This window comes from Bacillus sp. JCM 19034, from assembly GCF_001310635.1.
Classification (GTDB): domain Bacteria; phylum Bacillota; class Bacilli; order Bacillales; family Bacillaceae_D; genus Halalkalibacter.
In genome coordinates, this window is record NZ_BAXR01000002.1 from 422561 (window position 1) to 438007 (window position 15447).

The following is a 15447-nucleotide window of genomic DNA, read 5'->3' on the forward strand; positions in this document are numbered from 1 at the left end:
AACAATGGAGTTCAATACGGTTCAAAGACAGGCAATTTTTAGTAATCAATCATTATTATTAGTTTCTGCAGGTGCCGGTTCAGGAAAAACACGTGTTTTAACCGAACGTTTTGTTTATTTATGTGAAGTTCGTTACAATGACCCTGAAAATCCATTAGGAGCTTCTGTTGATGAAATTGTTGCAATTACATTTACTGAAAAAGCAGCCCGTGAAATGAAAGATCGTATTAGGAAAAGGATGAAAGAGAAGGAAAATCATGCTGCTACAGAGGGAGAAGCGTTGTTTTGGAAAGAGCAGCAAACACTACTTGAGCGTGCTTTTATTTCAACTTTTCATAGTTTTTGTCAAAGGTTATTATCACAATACGCCCTACATGCAGATTTACCTCCGCGTACGAGAGTACTCGATGATCTCGAATCAACTGTTAAAAAGAGAGAAATCTTAAATCAAATGTTTGAAGAAAAAGAGCTATTCCAACGTGCTTATTCATTATTTTCTATCATGAGTGAGCAACAACTGATGGAAACGATCGAACAGCTACATGGCGAAATTGTAGAATTAACGGTTGGAGAAGAAGCGATTAACCAACTTGAAGTAGACAAAATGTTACATGTTCAAATGGAAGCAAAACGAATGGAACAAAATGTTATTCTCCAGTCATTTCATAAAGAGGCATTAGCTGCATCGAAGCATTTCCGAGTAGTAACGAGGTATCTAGTACAATAAAGAAGCATTTACTAGCAATTCAAGAGATATTTACCGGGATATCTCCCGAAGATCCTAATAATTATATGGATGCTGCAATGAAGGCTATGCCTAAACGGACGAATAAGTCATGGGAAGAACAGGCACCCTCTTTATACGAGTTGTACGAAAAGCATTGGAAACCACTTAAAGAGGATTGGAAAAAAATAGGAGGTCCGACTCGGGTTAATACGGAAGCAACTGTTTTGTTAGAAGCGATTGTATCGCTTATTAAAGAATTCAATCATCGCTATCAGCTTGAAAAGCAGCGGGCTACTTTACTCGATTTTAATGATCTTCAACAAAAAGCAGTTAGCTTGTTAAATAAACCATCTATTCAAAGGTATTGCAAAGAGCAGTTTCGCCATATGATGGTAGATGAATTTCAAGATACAAATCGCCTGCAGCTAGAGGTATTGGAAAAAATTGATCCGTATTATCAATTTATTGTTGGAGATCAAAAGCAATCTATTTATCGTTTCCGCGGAGCTAATGTTCGCTTAATGAATGAAATGGAGGAAAAAGCGAAGAATGAGGAAGATGCTGAAGCATTGTTAATGAATGAAAACTATCGAACTCTTTCTCCAGTCATTGATGCGATTAATGAATTATTTGCAACTGTTATGGTGAAAGAAAGAACAGAAGACTTTCAAACTGTTTATACCCCGTTGATTGGTCATCGTCATTTAGATCAGGATATTGAACAAAAACGAGTAGAGCTTATGATTATGTCTGAAGAAGACTTAGAAAAGGAAAGCCAATTTGACCAATTAGCTAATCGAATGGTTGCAATGGTGGAAGATAAACAAATTTTAGTTGAAGATAAAAGCTGGCGTGCTCCTACATGGGGAGATATGGCAATATTGATTCCTTCGAGAACGAATTTACTATCACTGGAACAATCGTTAACAAAAAAGAATATTCCTTATGTCATTAATGGTGGAGTTGGTTTTTTTGAACGCCAGGAAGTGATTGATTTTGTAACGATGATTCGTTGGTTAACGCGACCGTTTGAAGAAATCCATTTGTTGGCCGTGCTACGTAGTCCTTTAAATGGTCTAAGTGTAGAAGACTTCTTTCAAATTGAGGAAACTTTGGATGATGGACAAGCTCTATTTGAAATAGTATATGAATACTCAGATAAATGGATGTTTCTTTCAAATGAAGTTCAAAAAGTCTTTGAGCGAATACAAAGCTGGCTTAATAGATGGGTCCCATTAACTGAAGTGAACGGTTTGGAAGATTCTTTAATGGAAGTATTTGTTGATACAGGGTTACGTGCATCTTTATTACTACAAGAGCATGGTTTGCAAAAGGTGAAAAATGTTGAAAAAGTGATTCGTTGGATGGTCGAACGTCAAGAAGGAAATTTAGAAGTGATTTTAGCTGAATTAGATGTACGTATTGAACTCAGTGAAAAAGAAGGCGATTCAGAGATTGAACGTGTACAAGGTGATGTTGTACAAATAATGACTGTCCATGCTTCAAAGGGTTTAGAATTTCCGATCGTTTTTTTGCCACAATTAGAACGAGCGTTACGAAAAGACAGCGGAAGGGTACGGTTTCATCCACAGTTTGGATTTGTATTAAATGTCAAAAAAGAGCATGATAACCTCGATGAAAAGTCAGAGATTATCGATACGCCAGGGTACGAATTGGTTAAATCAATAGCAGATGCAGAGGCTCTTGAGGAGTCGAAGCGTTTGCTATATGTAGCGATGACACGTGCCCGTGATTATTTATACTTAATTGGTAATGAGTCTACAGGCAATCGAACATGGTTGTCTTTTTTAAAAAGTGCATTGGAGAAACATCAATTGCAACGATATATCATTGAATCTCAAAAATACGATGAGAGGAATTGGCAAAGAGAGAATACGAGATCGTATTCATTACCACGTATAGAGAAAAGAAATACACAGAACTTTTCTTTGACTGTTTCTGAAATTATGATGTTTATGCATGATCCAGATATGTATTATCAACGATTTGTTCTTGGTATTCCTATCGAAAGTGAGCACGATCATGGCAGTCAAAGCCAGAATATAAGGGGTATAACCCTACTTTACTTGGTACTTTAGTACACCGTGCATGCGAACTCCGCGATCATGGCATATCAGCGAAACATGCAATCGATGCTGCTCTTAAAGAGGTAGACAGTGAAGAAATAATGATTTATAAAAAGGGAATGGAACGATTGATGGCCAATTATTCGGATGAGGTTCGTCAATCATTAGGAAAACCAATTGCGAATGAATGGGCATTTGTAACAACATATGATGGTGTAGAAATGATTGGTGAAATTGATAAAATTGTTGAGAAAGATGGCCATATTCACCTTTATGATTTTAAAACGAATAATGTTCGTGTTCGATCAAGTCAAGAGTGGCTTGATTATTACAAGCCACAACTCTATTTATACAGCTATGCTTATGAGAAGGAGACAAAGAAAGCTGTAGCCTCTGCTTCTCTCTACCTTTTTAACGATAGAGAGAAACCGATCCATACTTTATCATTTAAGAAAGAGGAAGAAGAAAAGGTGTTGAGTGCTATAAAGAGGTTAATTGCTTTAAGACAAAAGGAAGCCGGTCGACAAGAGTATATTGAAGCGAAAACAAAATAGAGGAAAGCAGAGGATTATGGAGATCCTCTGCTTCTTTAATGATTAGCCAGCTTTCGTAGCAGGTAGTATGGGGCATGAGTTTACACAAAGCTCAAGTAGAGAAAGCTGAGTAACTTATACAATTCGTTTTCTAATTTGGGCACTTAGGATGTCAATGATCGTAACAACGACAATAATGACAAGGAGAATCATTCCAACTTCGTCCCAATTTCGATTTTGAATAGATATGGTAATTAAAGTTCCGATACCACCGGCTCCGATAATTCCAAGAATTGTTGAGGCACGCACATCAATTTCAAAGCGATAGATTGCGTAAGATAGAAATTCAGGTATAATTTGTGGGATAATCCCGTAAAATAAAATTTGAATTTTATTTGCCCCGTTCGCTTCCAATGATTCGATAACGTTCATATCTATCGATTCAATTACTTCACTATATAATTTACCGAGCATCCCAATTGAGCCGATTGCGATTGCTAACACACCAGCAAATGGACGAGGGCCAATAGCGGCAACAAACATTAGAGCTAAGACAAGTTCCGGAAAGGCACGAATAGCATCAAGAATCCATTTTGATAATGTATTTAGCCATTTGTTCTTAACCATATTACTTGCAGCAACAAAACCAAAAGGAATCGCTAAAATAGCAGCTAGTAACGTACCTGTGTAAGCCATTTGTAGAGTTTGCCACATGAGTTTCATAACATTTTGAAAAGCTCCCCAGTCTGGAGAAAACAGCTGTGGAATAACTCTCCCAAAATTAGTAATTGTGCGTTCACTAAAAATTCGTTCCCATTTGACATCGATTGTTGTAAACGTCCAAACATATAAAGAAACTAGAAAAATAGTAATGATAATATTACGTATAAGGATAAGGGTTGATCGTTCTTTTTTAGGTGGCATAATCAATTCCATTATACAATTCTCTCCCTTATTTTATTGCTAGTATAATCGATAAGCACAACAGCAATAAAGATAATGATAATGATGGTCATAACTCTTGGATAATTAAAAAAGCTTATCTGCTGTTGTAAAAGGAGTCCGATACCACCGGCTCCGACAAAGCCAAGTACAGTTGATGCTCGAACATTTACTTCAAATACATATAATCCAAAAGAAACAAATTGAGGTAATACTTGCGGAAGAACAGCATACCAAATAACTTGGATCGTGTTCCCACCCGAGGACCGAATCGCTTCTAACGGATTCATATCAATTGATTCAATCGTTTCATACATAAGCTTTGCTAGGAGTCCAAGTGAAAAGATAAAAAGGGCCATAATACCTGGGAAAACTCCTACTCCAAATATTCCAACGAAAATAATCGCTAATAAAATATCAGGAATCGTACGTAGAACGTTCATAAGAAATCGAACAGGCTGGTGAATCCACGGTTGTGGAAATAGATTTGCAGCTGACAATAAGAAAATAGGTATACTAATAATAGCTGCAAATGTTGTGGCTATTATTGCCATTTGAACTGTTTCGAATAACTTATCTAAAACTTGTGGTGCATAGCCCCAGTTTGGCGGGAATAGGTTAACAGCTATATTTTGAATTCCTCCCCAACCTCGAATAATATCTAAAGGAGTAGAGCGGGTAGCCCAAGAAGTATAAGCATAGATACCAACAATTAAAAGAAAAATAATGGTAATCCTTATTTTCGTTTTTGTTGGTATAACTGTGATTTTATTAGGTGTATTAGTCATTATCTTGACCTCCTACAAGGTCATCCTCTCGAATTTTTCGACCATATATCTCTTCAAATGTTTTTGTTGTGACACTGCTTGCAGGGCCATCAAAAACAACTTCTCCAGCCCGCATTCCAATAATTCGTCAGCATATTCCATTGCCATATCAATGAAATGTAAGTTAACAATGGTTGTAATATGATCTTCTTTATTAATCTTTTTTAAATAAGTCATAACTTGGTGAGATGTCGGGGGATCTAAACTAGCAACTGGTTCATCCGCCAAAATAACATCGGGTTGCTGTGTTAATACACGAGCAATGGCTACACGCTGTTGCTGTCCTCCACTAAGCTGATCCGCTCGTTGATATAGTTTCTCAGCAATATTAACACGTTGTAAACTACGGTAGGCTAATGAGACTGTTTCCTTTGGGAATAAGTTAAAAATACTTGCAATTGTATTGGTTTGTCCTAAACGTCCCGATAACACATTTTTCATAACAGTAGAACGTTTAACGAGATTATAATTTTGGAAAATCATGCCGATTTTTGTCCGTAAATAGCGAAGCTTACGTTGATTGTATGTTAATATATTATCATCGTTAAAAAGTAACTCCCCATCTGTAGGTGTAACGAGACGATTCATACTACGAATTAAAGTTGATTTTCCGGCTCCTGATAAACCTACAATCACGACAAACTCACCTTTATTTATTGTTAAGTTTACGTTTTTTAAACCTTGAGTTCCATTAGGATAAGTTAGTGAAACATTTTTAAATTCAATCATGGTAATCCCCCTCGATTCTTTTATATAAATGTAAATGTAGAAGGGTTTCATCCTCCTCTTATGCTTTTTAAACAAAAAAGCATAAGAGGAGGGAGAAAGATCTTTTCTCCCTCCAAAATGCTGTTAATCTAATGAAACCTCATCTGAGAATTTCTCAGCTACACTACGTACAACGTCATAGTCACTATCACTTGCATTGTCAATTCCAGTCCAGTTGTAAACTTCATCCATAATCGTGATCATTTCTTCATCGTCATTAAAAGAAAGGAATACAGAGATTACTTGATCAGTAAAGCTTTGAGGAAGGTTCGTATTAATAGAAATTGTGTCATTTGGAATTTCTGTTGTGTACCCTAATACTCGTAATTCATCCATAACCTCAGGATAATCTTCTTCAACTGCTGTACGAGCATCATCAAATGTTGTTGCAACATCAGCATCACCTTCTAAAACGGTAATGATTGCATTGTCATGTGAACCTGCTTGTATCATATCAGAGAAGAAATCTTCTACATTTTCAACGTCATAATCATCCATTAATTGTGCAGCAGGGTATAGGAAACCACTTGTAGAGGCTAGATCTGGGAAAGTCCAAATCTTCCCTTCTAAATCTTCAATTGATTCAATATCTGAATCTGCACGAACTGTATATTGTGCTTTATAAGTCGAACTTCCGTGACGAATAGATTTCAAAATTGCCTCGATATTGTCATAACGGTCAGTTGCTAATACGTAACCGAATGCCGGGATGAAACCAATGTGTACCTGGTCATTTCCCATTGCTTCAACTAGAGCAGTATAATTTGTCATAACTTCACCGCGAACTGTGACCCCAAGCTCTTCTGTCAGACGCTCAGCAAGCGGTTCAACAGTGCTAGCAATATTAGCTGAATCTTGAGATGGAACGAATCCCATTACGATTTCACTTGGTAAATCTTCTGATGCTTCTGCTTCAGGTGCATCATCTGTTTCGGCTGCGTCATCATCTTCGTTGTTATCGTTTGTTTCTTCTGTCTCACTAGAACCAGTGTTATTTTCTGCATCATCATCTGAATCACCTGTACCGCAGGCAACAAGTACGATTGCTAGCATTAGAACTAGTAACCAAGGTAATAATTTTTTCAATTCATTCAACCCCTTTTTGAATTTATGTAACATTTTGTCGTACATCTGTGATTTTGAAGGATTACTAGTTTCAAATCAATGGAATATACTATTTTTAACAATAACTCAATAAAAATTTTACATACATTACAATAATTTAATAAACAGTTAGAGAAGTAATTCAATCTACTATTATGTATCGGTAAATCTATGAACCTTCAACTACTATGATAAATCGTACTTATTTATTAGATTATATTGTTGAAATCATAATAGGGATGGTATACTTGATTTATGACTACATACCTAGATGGGACATACTAAAGGAGGGCAAGCATTCAATTGAGAGAGTATTTAGTTAGGGTAACAAAGGGTTTTATTGGAGAATTTGAACTATTTCTATTTTCCTAATTTTTAGGTACTATTTTTGTTTAAAAATATGCTATGATGGTACAAAAGCTCCGTATGTTGTTTACATATACTAGTGAACCTCATCGGTTATTTTAAAATACATCGAGGTGATAATGTCTTGGTTAATTCAGAATACTTAGATGTTTTTTTAGATGAAAGTCAGGAACATCTCCAGGCGATTAACGATAATCTCTTGAAACTAGAGCAAACCCCTGATGATTTATCAATTGTCGGAGAAGTGTTTCGTTCAGCTCATACGTTAAAAGGAATGGCTGCAACAATGGGGTTTGAGGATCTTGCTCAATTAACCCACATTATGGAGAATGTTTTAGATGGGATTCGTCAGTCAAAGTTAGAAGCAACATCGGATGTACTTGATGTCGTATTCCTTGCGGTTGATGATTTAGAAGCCATGGTTCAAGATATTGCAGGTGGCGGTGATGGGAAGCACGATGTACGCGAAGTTGTTGCACAGTTAGAAAAAATTGAAAAAGGCGAATCTGTTACCAAGGATCACTCTTCTCAAGATCAAGAAAAATCTGACGCTCTGAAAGAAGAGGGCCTAGATGAATTTGAACGCACTGTACTCGAGCAGTCTGCTGAACAAGGATTTGAAGCTTTTCAACTGAGAGTTACATTAGATGAGAAAGCACTTCTGAAAGCTGCACGTGTTTTTATGGTTTTAGACGTTCTAGAACAAGTAGGTGAAGTCATTAAGACAAATCCTTCTGCTGAGGACTTAGAAGAAGAGAGGTTTGATCATTCTTTTACGTTAATTGTTGTTTCGAAGTTAACAGCTGATGATGTGAAAAAACGTGTTTTGCAGGTATCTGAAATTGAGAAAGTTGAAATTCAGAAAGTTGATTTGAAACCTTCTTCTAATCCTTCTGAAGAGCCTAATGCAGCGGACGAAGTTGCGGCAACCGCAACCGCACCTACACCAAAAGCAGTGAACAACGATCAGAAAGAACGGACAGTTGAGGCAACAAAGAGGTCGGAAGCTAATAAGACGATTCGTGTAAATATTGAGCGCTTGGATGTTTTGATGAATTTATTTGAAGAGCTCGTTATTGACCGTGGTCGTTTAGAACAAATTGCCTCTGATTTACGTAACTCTGAATTAAATGAAACAGTTGAACGTATGTCACGGATTTCAAGTGATTTGCAGGAAATTATTTTAAATATGAGAATGATGCCGGTTGAACAAGTCTTTAAACGTTTTCCACGCATGATCCGTAGTTTATCGAAGGAACTGAACAAAAAGGTAAACTTAGAGATTATTGGAGCTGAAACGGAGCTAGATCGAACGATTATTGATGAGATAGGTGACCCACTTGTTCATCTATTGAGAAATTCAATCGATCATGGCATTGAAACGCCGAATGTACGTTTAGCGAACGGGAAACCGGAAGAGGGAACAGTTATTTTAAGAGCCTATCATTCCGGTAATAATGTGTTTATTGAAATTGAGGATGATGGTGCTGGAATTGACCGTGAAAAAGTCATAAAACGAGCATTGTCTAATGGAATTATTAAAGAAGACGACATTGAGAAGATGACAGACCAACAGATTTATAGCTTACTCTTTTCATCTGGCTTTAGTACAGCTGAAAAAATCACGGACATCTCGGGACGAGGGGTTGGTTTAGATGTTGTTCGTAGTACGTTTGAATCGTTAGGTGGAGTGGTTACTGTTAATTCGGAATTAGGGAAAGGGTCCGTTTTTTCAATTCGGTTGCCATTAACATTATCAATTATTGATGTCATGCTTGTTGAAGTTCGAGAAGAGAAGTATGCTATTCCACTATCTTCTATTGTTGAGACGGCAATTGTGAACAAGTCAGATATTTATAGTGCACATGGTCAAAAGGTGATTGACTTTAGAGGGAAAGTAGTCCCACTCGTTTATTTAAAAGATGTCTTTGAAATACCAGGTGAAACGATTGAAGACGATTTATGTTCACTTGTCATTGTACATAAAGGTGAGAAGGTGGCTGGTTTAGTAGTCGATTCCCTAATTGGACAGCATGATGTTGTCTTAAAATCACTTGGAAACTATTTGAAAGATGTTTTTGCCATTTCAGGTGCGACGATTTTAGGTAATGGACAAGTTGCTTTAATCGTTGATACCAATGCTTTAATTAAATAGGAAACGAGAGGGGAGGAGATCCTTTTGACAAGCGAAGCACTGATAAAGACGGATTTAAAATTAATTGTTTTTCAATTAGGTGACGAGGAGTATGCGATTGAAGTAGATTATATTCAATCGATTGAACGTATGCAGCCTGTAACGAGAATCCCTCGTACGTTTCCGTTTGTGACGGGTGTGATGAATTTGCGCGGTGTGATTACACCGATTATTAATTTGCGAACTCGTTTTGGGTTACAGGAGAAAGAGTACGATGACTCAACACGTATTTTAGTGATCCATCAAGATGAAATGGAGATGGGCTTCATTGTGGATGGAGCCAACGATGTCATTGATGTCCCTGTTGAGAAGATTGAGCCAACTCCAGAAGTTGTTGGTGGTGTAGAAGCTGAGTACTTACGTGGGGTTGTTAAAATTGAAAAACGTTTATTTACATTATTGAATTTAGAAAAAGTGATTGATGTATCTTAATTGTTAAAGAAGAGTAATGAGGTGATAGTAATGGCATCTGTTTTGATTGTAGATGATGCAGCGTTTATGAGGATGATGATTAAAGATATTTTATCTAAAAATGGTTTTGAGATTGCTGGTGAGGCAGCAAATGGTGCTGAAGCTGTTGAAAAATATAAAGAATTAAGCCTGATTTAGTGACGATGGATATTACAATGCCAGAAATGGATGGTATCCAAGCATTAAAGGCAATTAAAGAAATTGATTCAGGAGCTAAAGTCATTATGTGTTCAGCGATGGGACAGCAGTCAATGGTTATTGATGCAATTCAATCAGGAGCGAAAGATTTTATTGTAAAGCCGTTCCAAGCTGATCGTGTTCTTGATGCAATTAATAAAGTATTAGGATAGTAATTTGAAGAGGCTGACAATAAAGCTGTAATGCTTTATTTGTCAGCTTCTTTGTTTAAGAGCAGTAGCCACGGTACAGATCTAATAGAGTTGCAAATACATTTATGTGTACGGAGATACGACTAATCTTTCTATAATTCTGATAAATTATCCATTCTCGTATTTACCGACAAAACTGATCTAAACATGTACTTCAAAAGGAAATCGCAATAATCTACATAAAAAACAAATGCACAAAAAGGGTTACACCTTTTGCATTTGTTTTTTATTTTAAGAACGAAAACCGTTTTTTAGGAAGGGTGTTTTATTGTTAGGAAGCAGGAAGTGATATAGTCAAATACTTGGTTTTTAAGGTGTGAGTTAAGAACTTTCATACTTCCTTCATAACCACGACAAATATAACGATATTCGGTAAATAGACCATCATTTTTGTATTTCTCTATTTTCATATGGTGGCGAAACATATATTGTTTGATGGTGGACATCTCTTTACTAATTTGATCTAATGTAGAACGAGTTAACTCCAAATAAGGAGTTTGTAAACGTAGAGAAGCTTTTTCTAGCTGAATCCAATCATTTTCCAATGCTTTTCGCGATATAGAAAGGAGGATATATAGACGGATGATGCGTTGATCTTCGGTTGTTAGCTTCACATTTCTCACCTCATCAAAGGGAACTTATGTTCTTATTATACTCCGTTCGTTATAGAAATACAACGGTGTAGATTTAGAAAAATTTATGTTTTAAATGAAGAAAAGCGGGTATTAGTAAAATAGAAAGGCGAGGGAGGGAAAAGAAATGGACAAACAATTAGATAAAAAGGTGATCAAGCAATTAAAGTTAATTAATTCATTACAAAGTCGTTCGCAAAAGACGGTTCATTCTCTCTACGCACAAGCGATTCTAGAATATTCGCTATATCATTATAAAAAGGAACAGTTACAGGTAGCGATAGATCGAGCGTTATTAGAAAGAGATAAGGAAAGCTTTCAACGATATTCCAAAGAGTATAAAGAATTGCTTGTTGAGCATGCAGATGGAAAGATAATTAGTGAAGATGGATTTCAAGTATACTTACCGTTTGAACACTAAAGTATTACGTTTTTTCGGGAGGCACCATAATAACTGAGGTTCAAAATGGCGCTGGCCTTAAGACCCCAGAGAAGTTATAAGATTATGGGATGGAAATTTAACACACCCAACAAATGAGAAGCTCCAACAACAAGTCTTGGGGCTTCTTATATTATGATTTAATTGCTAGTAATTTTGCGTACAGGTAAAGATCAACCGTTTATTTTCTTGATATTTAACAAGTATGTGTTGAATTAAACAAATCTTCCTCTGTAAATCCTATTTTACGTGACATAAAATATTAAAAAGTGAAATAGGATCATGATCGTCTCCTCTCCTATTCTTTAACTTTTAAGCCATTCCAAAGTAAATTCCATATGCTGTCTAGTTCGTAATCTGAAAGATCATCTCCAGAAAGCATACGATGTATGATATAGCCATCAGTCATAAATAGTAGGTTCTAATAATTAAGTTTTTTGATTGCCATCAAAATCTCATATTCAATGCTGTGGAATCGATCACATTCTTTCCACCTGTAAATTAAACGGTGAAATTGAAATTAAAGTGACGTAATAATCATAACAACCTTCATATCCTAATAAAATAGTAAAAAAATGGAGGAATTAAGAGTGGCAGACTATGATCGGTGGAAGAAAGCGGTAGAGGATACATTCCCGTTCGAGGAGGGACAAACGATAATTGATAAAGATGTGGTCATTGAACTTCTATATCGAAGTGATCAAAATCGTCAAATCCCTTATCATAATCCGGGAAACTTTCCATATACAAGAGGTGGATCTTCTCAATTACAAAAGCCGCTTATCATGCAAAAAGTCAATATGAGAGACGGCGAAGAACAAGTAGAAAGACGAGTAAAGGAAATGAGCGAGGCTGACATCGATTGTCTGCAATTAATACTACCTTGTGATATATGGTCAGAAGAAGTATTTGAGTATCAACACGAGATCGAGAAAATGATACGCATTTTTCAAAATACGAAAGTACAGCTCCTTATGGAAGCGGGGAAGTTACAAAAACCGATCATAGAGAAACTAACGTCGTGTACTAATTGGCATGAAAAAACACAAATAAAAGGTGCTATATTGGTTGATCCACTGCAGTCGTTAATCTTTAAGAATAACAATGATCAACAAAAGGAAAGATATCGGTCGCTAGCTGATTGTATAGAGATGTCTATATTTCCACATATCCGGCTACTCCAGATTGATACCGAGCCTTATCGGTTATTAGGAGTAAATGTTGTGATGGAATTGGCACTTGCTATGGCTGTTGGAGTTGAATATATAGAGCAATTGCGAAAACATGACATTGAACCAAATGAAGTAAGCAAAAAAATGATGTTTACCTTTTCAATCGGCAGTTATATAGGTGTTGAAATAGCAAAATTGCGTGCCTTTCGAACGTTATGGGCAAGCGTAATGAAGGAATATAAAGCGGATCCATTAGCACAACAAGCTTGGATAGAAGCTAGAACAGCTCGTGAGCTACAAGTTGAAAATGATCCACATATGTCAATTGTGAAGGCAACAGTTAGTGGATTAGCAGCGATATTAGGCGGGGCAAACCATCTTTTCATTCGTCCAAATTTAGATGAACATCTTGCACGTCAAGCGGCACTTATTTTAAGAGACGAGGCTTTTCTATATTTCCCAATTGATAGTGTCGGTGGCTCCTATTACATTGAAGCTTTAACAGAACAGCTAGCGGAGAAGTCCTGGAATTTGTTTTTGGATATTGAGCGACAAGGTGGAATTGTAGCAGCTTGGACAGGTGGATGGTTAGAAAAACATATAATGGGAGGGAAAATATGAAGAGGCAGCAATTTTCCGAAACCCTTTTTTCATTTATTCGATCTGAACATGAACCAAACTATCAAAAAGGGTCAGCATTTTTTTACAATGATGAAGTCGACCGTTCTTATCGGTATCTTGATTCACTCCCTGGTATACGCCCATTTGTACGAGGTCCTTATTCAACAATGTATAAAAAGAAACCGTGGACGATTAGGCAATATGGTGGTTTTTCGAATGTATCAGCTAGCAATCGTTATTATCGTTCATGTTTACAAGCAGGTCAAACAGGTTTATCGGTAGCCTTTGATTTAGCAACTCATCGTGGCTACGATTCTGATCATCCTGCTGTATTCAGTGATGTTGGAGTAGCTGGGGTAGCAATTGATACGGTTGATGATATGGTTGAATTATTTTCAGGTATCCCCCTTGACAAAATAAGTGTTTCAATGACTATGAATGGTGCCGTACTACCGATCATGGCCTTTTTTATTGTTGCTGCCGAGGAACAAGGAGTTGATAAAACAAAGCTAAGAGGAACGATCCAAAATGATATTTTAAAGGAGTATATTGTTCGAAACACGTATATTTATCCTCCGAAAGCAGCAATAAAAATAGCAACTGATATTATGGCGTATGTAGCTCATTCGATTCCTTCATTTAATAGTGTAAGTGTTTCAGGTTACCATATGAAAGAAGCAGGGGCATCAACGGACATTGAGCTTGCGTATGCCATTTGCAATGGGATGGAATATGTAAAAGCAGGGATGGAAGTTGGATTAGGTGTTGATCAATTTGCACCTAGAATTTCATTTTTTTGGGGAGTCGGAATGGACTTTTTTTGAAGAAATCGCTAAAATGAGGGCGGCACGGCTATTATGGGCAGAAAAAATGAAGCGTTTTCACCCTGAAAATGAACACTCGTATCGCCTAAGAGCCCATACTCAAACATCTGGTTGGAGCTTAACGGCTCAAGAACCATATAATAATTTAGTCCGTACGACATTAGAGGCACTAGCTGCAGTGATTGGACATACACAATCTCTCCATACGAATGCTTATGATGAAGCACTTGCATTACCAAGTCGCTATTCGGCAAAGCTTGCACGGCAAACTCAGCAGTTTCTCCGTGATGAAACGGGAGTAACGGATGTTATCGATCCTTTTGGGGGTTCGTACTATCTTGAATCGTTAACTATTCAATTGTATGAAAAGGCATTGCAGCATATTGTAGATATTGAAAAAAATGGTGGGATGTTAGCGGCAATTACGGCAGGGATCCCTCAACAAAAGCTTGCACTAGCTGCGACTGAACGTCAGGCTATGATTGACACAAATCAGGAAGTAATAGTAGGTTTAAATAAACATAGAAGTAGAGAGGAAAAAGAGGATCATGATATCCATCACTCAGGAGGTCAACAAATTCGTGAAAGGCAAATAGCGAAACTAAAGGAAGTGAAGAAGAAGCGGGATGAGCGAGTAGTTAGAGAAAGATTAGCTGAATTATCAAATAGTATGAAGCGAGAAAACGGTCGTTTACTTCAATTAGCTATCGATGCAGCTAGAGCAAGAGCTACGTTAGGAGAGATTTCATACGCAATTGAAAAGGTTGTTGGCCGCTATGAAGATACGCTTTTTTATGTGAAAGACGTCTATAAAAAAGAATGGATGTATAAAGATGAAAGAAAGAAAATTGAAGAAGAAATAAAATGGTATGAAGAGTGGACAGGAAAGATTCCCTCGATTTTGTTAACAAACTTGGGCAAGATGGGCATGATCGTGGAATTAAGGTGATTGCAGCAGGCTTTGCTGATTTTGGCTTTGATGTGCGAATGGGACAGCTGTTCCAAACACCAACAGAGGCAGCAAGACTTTGTCAAAAAGAAAAAGTCGATTGTGTCGGAATTAGTTCATTAGCAGGTGGACATCGAGAATTAATAAAGCAATTTGTTTACGAATTAAATGTGTTAGGGAAAAGCAAAGTTCATATTGTTGTTGGGGGTGTTATTCCCGATACGGATATTCCTTATTTAAAGACTTTGGGGATTGAGTCAATTTTTCGACCAGGAACTGTCGTATGTGAGGCTGTGTTAGACGTTATTCGAACGTTAAATAGAAAAGTAAGGAATGACTTATCATTAAAAGCAAATAAGGAGTTCAGCTAAAAAAGCAATTAGATGAACTCCTTTAAAAAAG

Annotated in this window: 14 protein-coding genes and 2 pseudogenes; 11 read left to right on the forward strand and 5 right to left on the reverse strand. The window is 36.9% G+C overall.

Annotated elements, in window-relative coordinates:
- Window positions 1-4 precede the first annotated feature (4 nt).
- The 3 genes from JCM19034_RS05580 (at window position 5) to JCM19034_RS05590 (ending at window position 3368) form a co-directional block, all read left to right on the forward strand.
- Window positions 5-727, forward strand: a complete 723-nt coding sequence (locus tag JCM19034_RS05580) for a UvrD-helicase domain-containing protein (RefSeq protein WP_062047954.1) — start codon at window positions 5-7, stop codon at window positions 725-727.
- 65 nt (window positions 728-792) lie between these two features.
- Window positions 793-2826, forward strand: a complete 2034-nt coding sequence (locus tag JCM19034_RS05585) for a 3'-5' exonuclease (protein WP_062047957.1) — start codon at window positions 793-795, stop codon at window positions 2824-2826.
- A 32-nt stretch (window positions 2827-2858) separates the two neighbouring features.
- A complete protein-coding gene (locus tag JCM19034_RS05590) occupies window positions 2859-3368 on the forward strand; it encodes a PD-(D/E)XK nuclease family protein (RefSeq protein ID WP_231686833.1) in 510 nt (169 codons plus the stop codon).
- Between the two features lie 114 nt (window positions 3369-3482).
- On the opposite strand, the gene phnE (JCM19034_RS05595) is transcribed toward JCM19034_RS05590, so the two are convergent.
- The 4 genes and pseudogenes from phnE (JCM19034_RS05595) to JCM19034_RS05610 form a co-directional block, all read right to left on the reverse strand.
- Entirely contained in the window at window positions 3483-4283 is an 801-nt protein-coding gene (gene phnE, locus JCM19034_RS05595; RefSeq protein WP_062047960.1) for a phosphonate ABC transporter, permease protein PhnE, read from the reverse strand.
- Complete coding sequence (gene phnE, locus JCM19034_RS05600; RefSeq protein ID WP_062047961.1) at window positions 4283-5077, reverse strand: phosphonate ABC transporter, permease protein PhnE; 795 nt, start codon at window positions 5075-5077, stop codon at window positions 4283-4285. The genes phnE (JCM19034_RS05595) and phnE (JCM19034_RS05600) overlap by 1 nt, the downstream gene beginning before the upstream one ends.
- Window positions 5070-5845: pseudogene (gene phnC, locus JCM19034_RS05605) on the reverse strand (phosphonate ABC transporter ATP-binding protein). The gene phnE (JCM19034_RS05600) and the pseudogene phnC overlap by 8 nt, the downstream one beginning before the upstream one ends.
- Before the next feature lie 123 nt (window positions 5846-5968).
- Window positions 5969-6970 carry a phosphate/phosphite/phosphonate ABC transporter substrate-binding protein gene (locus JCM19034_RS05610; protein ID WP_062047963.1) on the reverse strand — a complete coding sequence of 334 codons (1002 nt, stop codon included), beginning with the start codon at window positions 6968-6970 and terminating at the stop codon, window positions 5969-5971.
- Window positions 6971-7478: 508 nt separating this feature from the next.
- On the opposite strand from JCM19034_RS05610, the gene JCM19034_RS05615 reads away from it, so the two are divergent.
- The 3 genes and pseudogenes from JCM19034_RS05615 to JCM19034_RS05625 all read left to right on the forward strand — a co-directional run bounded on the left by JCM19034_RS05615 (window position 7479) and on the right by JCM19034_RS05625 (window position 10369).
- Window positions 7479-9509, forward strand: coding sequence for a chemotaxis protein CheA (locus JCM19034_RS05615; RefSeq protein ID WP_062047965.1), 2031 nt, complete (start codon window positions 7479-7481; stop codon window positions 9507-9509).
- 24 nt (window positions 9510-9533) lie between these two features.
- Window positions 9534-9980, forward strand: coding sequence for a chemotaxis protein CheW (locus tag JCM19034_RS05620; RefSeq protein ID WP_062047967.1), 447 nt, complete (start codon window positions 9534-9536; stop codon window positions 9978-9980).
- Between the two features lie 30 nt (window positions 9981-10010).
- Window positions 10011-10369, forward strand: a pseudogene (locus JCM19034_RS05625) (response regulator).
- Between the two features lie 290 nt (window positions 10370-10659).
- Here JCM19034_RS05625 and JCM19034_RS05630 read toward each other — a convergent pair.
- Window positions 10660-11022, reverse strand: coding sequence for a hypothetical protein (locus JCM19034_RS05630; protein WP_062047969.1), 363 nt, complete (start codon window positions 11020-11022; stop codon window positions 10660-10662).
- Window positions 11023-11167: 145 nt separating this feature from the next.
- Here JCM19034_RS05630 and JCM19034_RS05635 point away from each other — a divergent pair, with 145 nt between their 5' ends.
- The 5 genes from JCM19034_RS05635 (at window position 11168) to JCM19034_RS22195 (ending at window position 15416) form a co-directional block, all read left to right on the forward strand.
- Window positions 11168-11461, forward strand: a complete 294-nt coding sequence (locus tag JCM19034_RS05635) for an IDEAL domain-containing protein (protein ID WP_062047971.1) — start codon at window positions 11168-11170, stop codon at window positions 11459-11461.
- Window positions 11462-12069: 608 nt separating this feature from the next.
- A complete protein-coding gene (locus JCM19034_RS05640) occupies window positions 12070-13272 on the forward strand; it encodes a methylmalonyl-CoA mutase family protein (protein WP_062047973.1) in 1203 nt (400 codons plus the stop codon).
- Window positions 13269-14096 (forward strand): methylmalonyl-CoA mutase family protein, encoded by an 828-nt coding sequence (locus JCM19034_RS22185; protein ID WP_197276346.1) that lies wholly within the window; start codon window positions 13269-13271, stop codon window positions 14094-14096. Before JCM19034_RS05640 ends, JCM19034_RS22185 begins: the two co-directional genes overlap by 4 nt.
- Complete coding sequence (locus JCM19034_RS22190) at window positions 14047-15045, forward strand: methylmalonyl-CoA mutase family protein (RefSeq protein ID WP_197276347.1); 999 nt, start codon at window positions 14047-14049, stop codon at window positions 15043-15045. Before JCM19034_RS22185 ends, JCM19034_RS22190 begins: the two co-directional genes overlap by 50 nt.
- A complete protein-coding gene (locus tag JCM19034_RS22195; protein WP_231686817.1) occupies window positions 15042-15416 on the forward strand; it encodes a cobalamin-dependent protein in 375 nt (124 codons plus the stop codon). The genes JCM19034_RS22190 and JCM19034_RS22195 overlap by 4 nt, the downstream gene beginning before the upstream one ends.
- Window positions 15417-15447 lie beyond the last annotated feature (31 nt).

Excerpts from the sequence above, each read along its gene's own strand:
- phnE (WP_062047960.1), bottom strand. The coding sequence starts at position 4,283 with ATGGAATTGATTATGCCACCTAAAAAAGAACGATCAACCCTTATCCTT.
- JCM19034_RS22185 (WP_197276346.1), top strand. The coding sequence starts at position 13,269 with ATGAAGAGGCAGCAATTTTCCGAAACCCTTTTTTCATTTATTCGATCT.
- JCM19034_RS05635 (WP_062047971.1), top strand. The coding sequence starts at position 11,168 with ATGGACAAACAATTAGATAAAAAGGTGATCAAGCAATTAAAGTTAATT.
- JCM19034_RS05585 (WP_062047957.1), top strand. The coding sequence starts at position 793 with ATGGATGCTGCAATGAAGGCTATGCCTAAACGGACGAATAAGTCATGG.
- phnE (WP_062047961.1), bottom strand. The coding sequence starts at position 5,077 with ATGACTAATACACCTAATAAAATCACAGTTATACCAACAAAAACGAAA.
- JCM19034_RS05580 (WP_062047954.1), top strand. The coding sequence starts at position 5 with ATGGAGTTCAATACGGTTCAAAGACAGGCAATTTTTAGTAATCAATCA.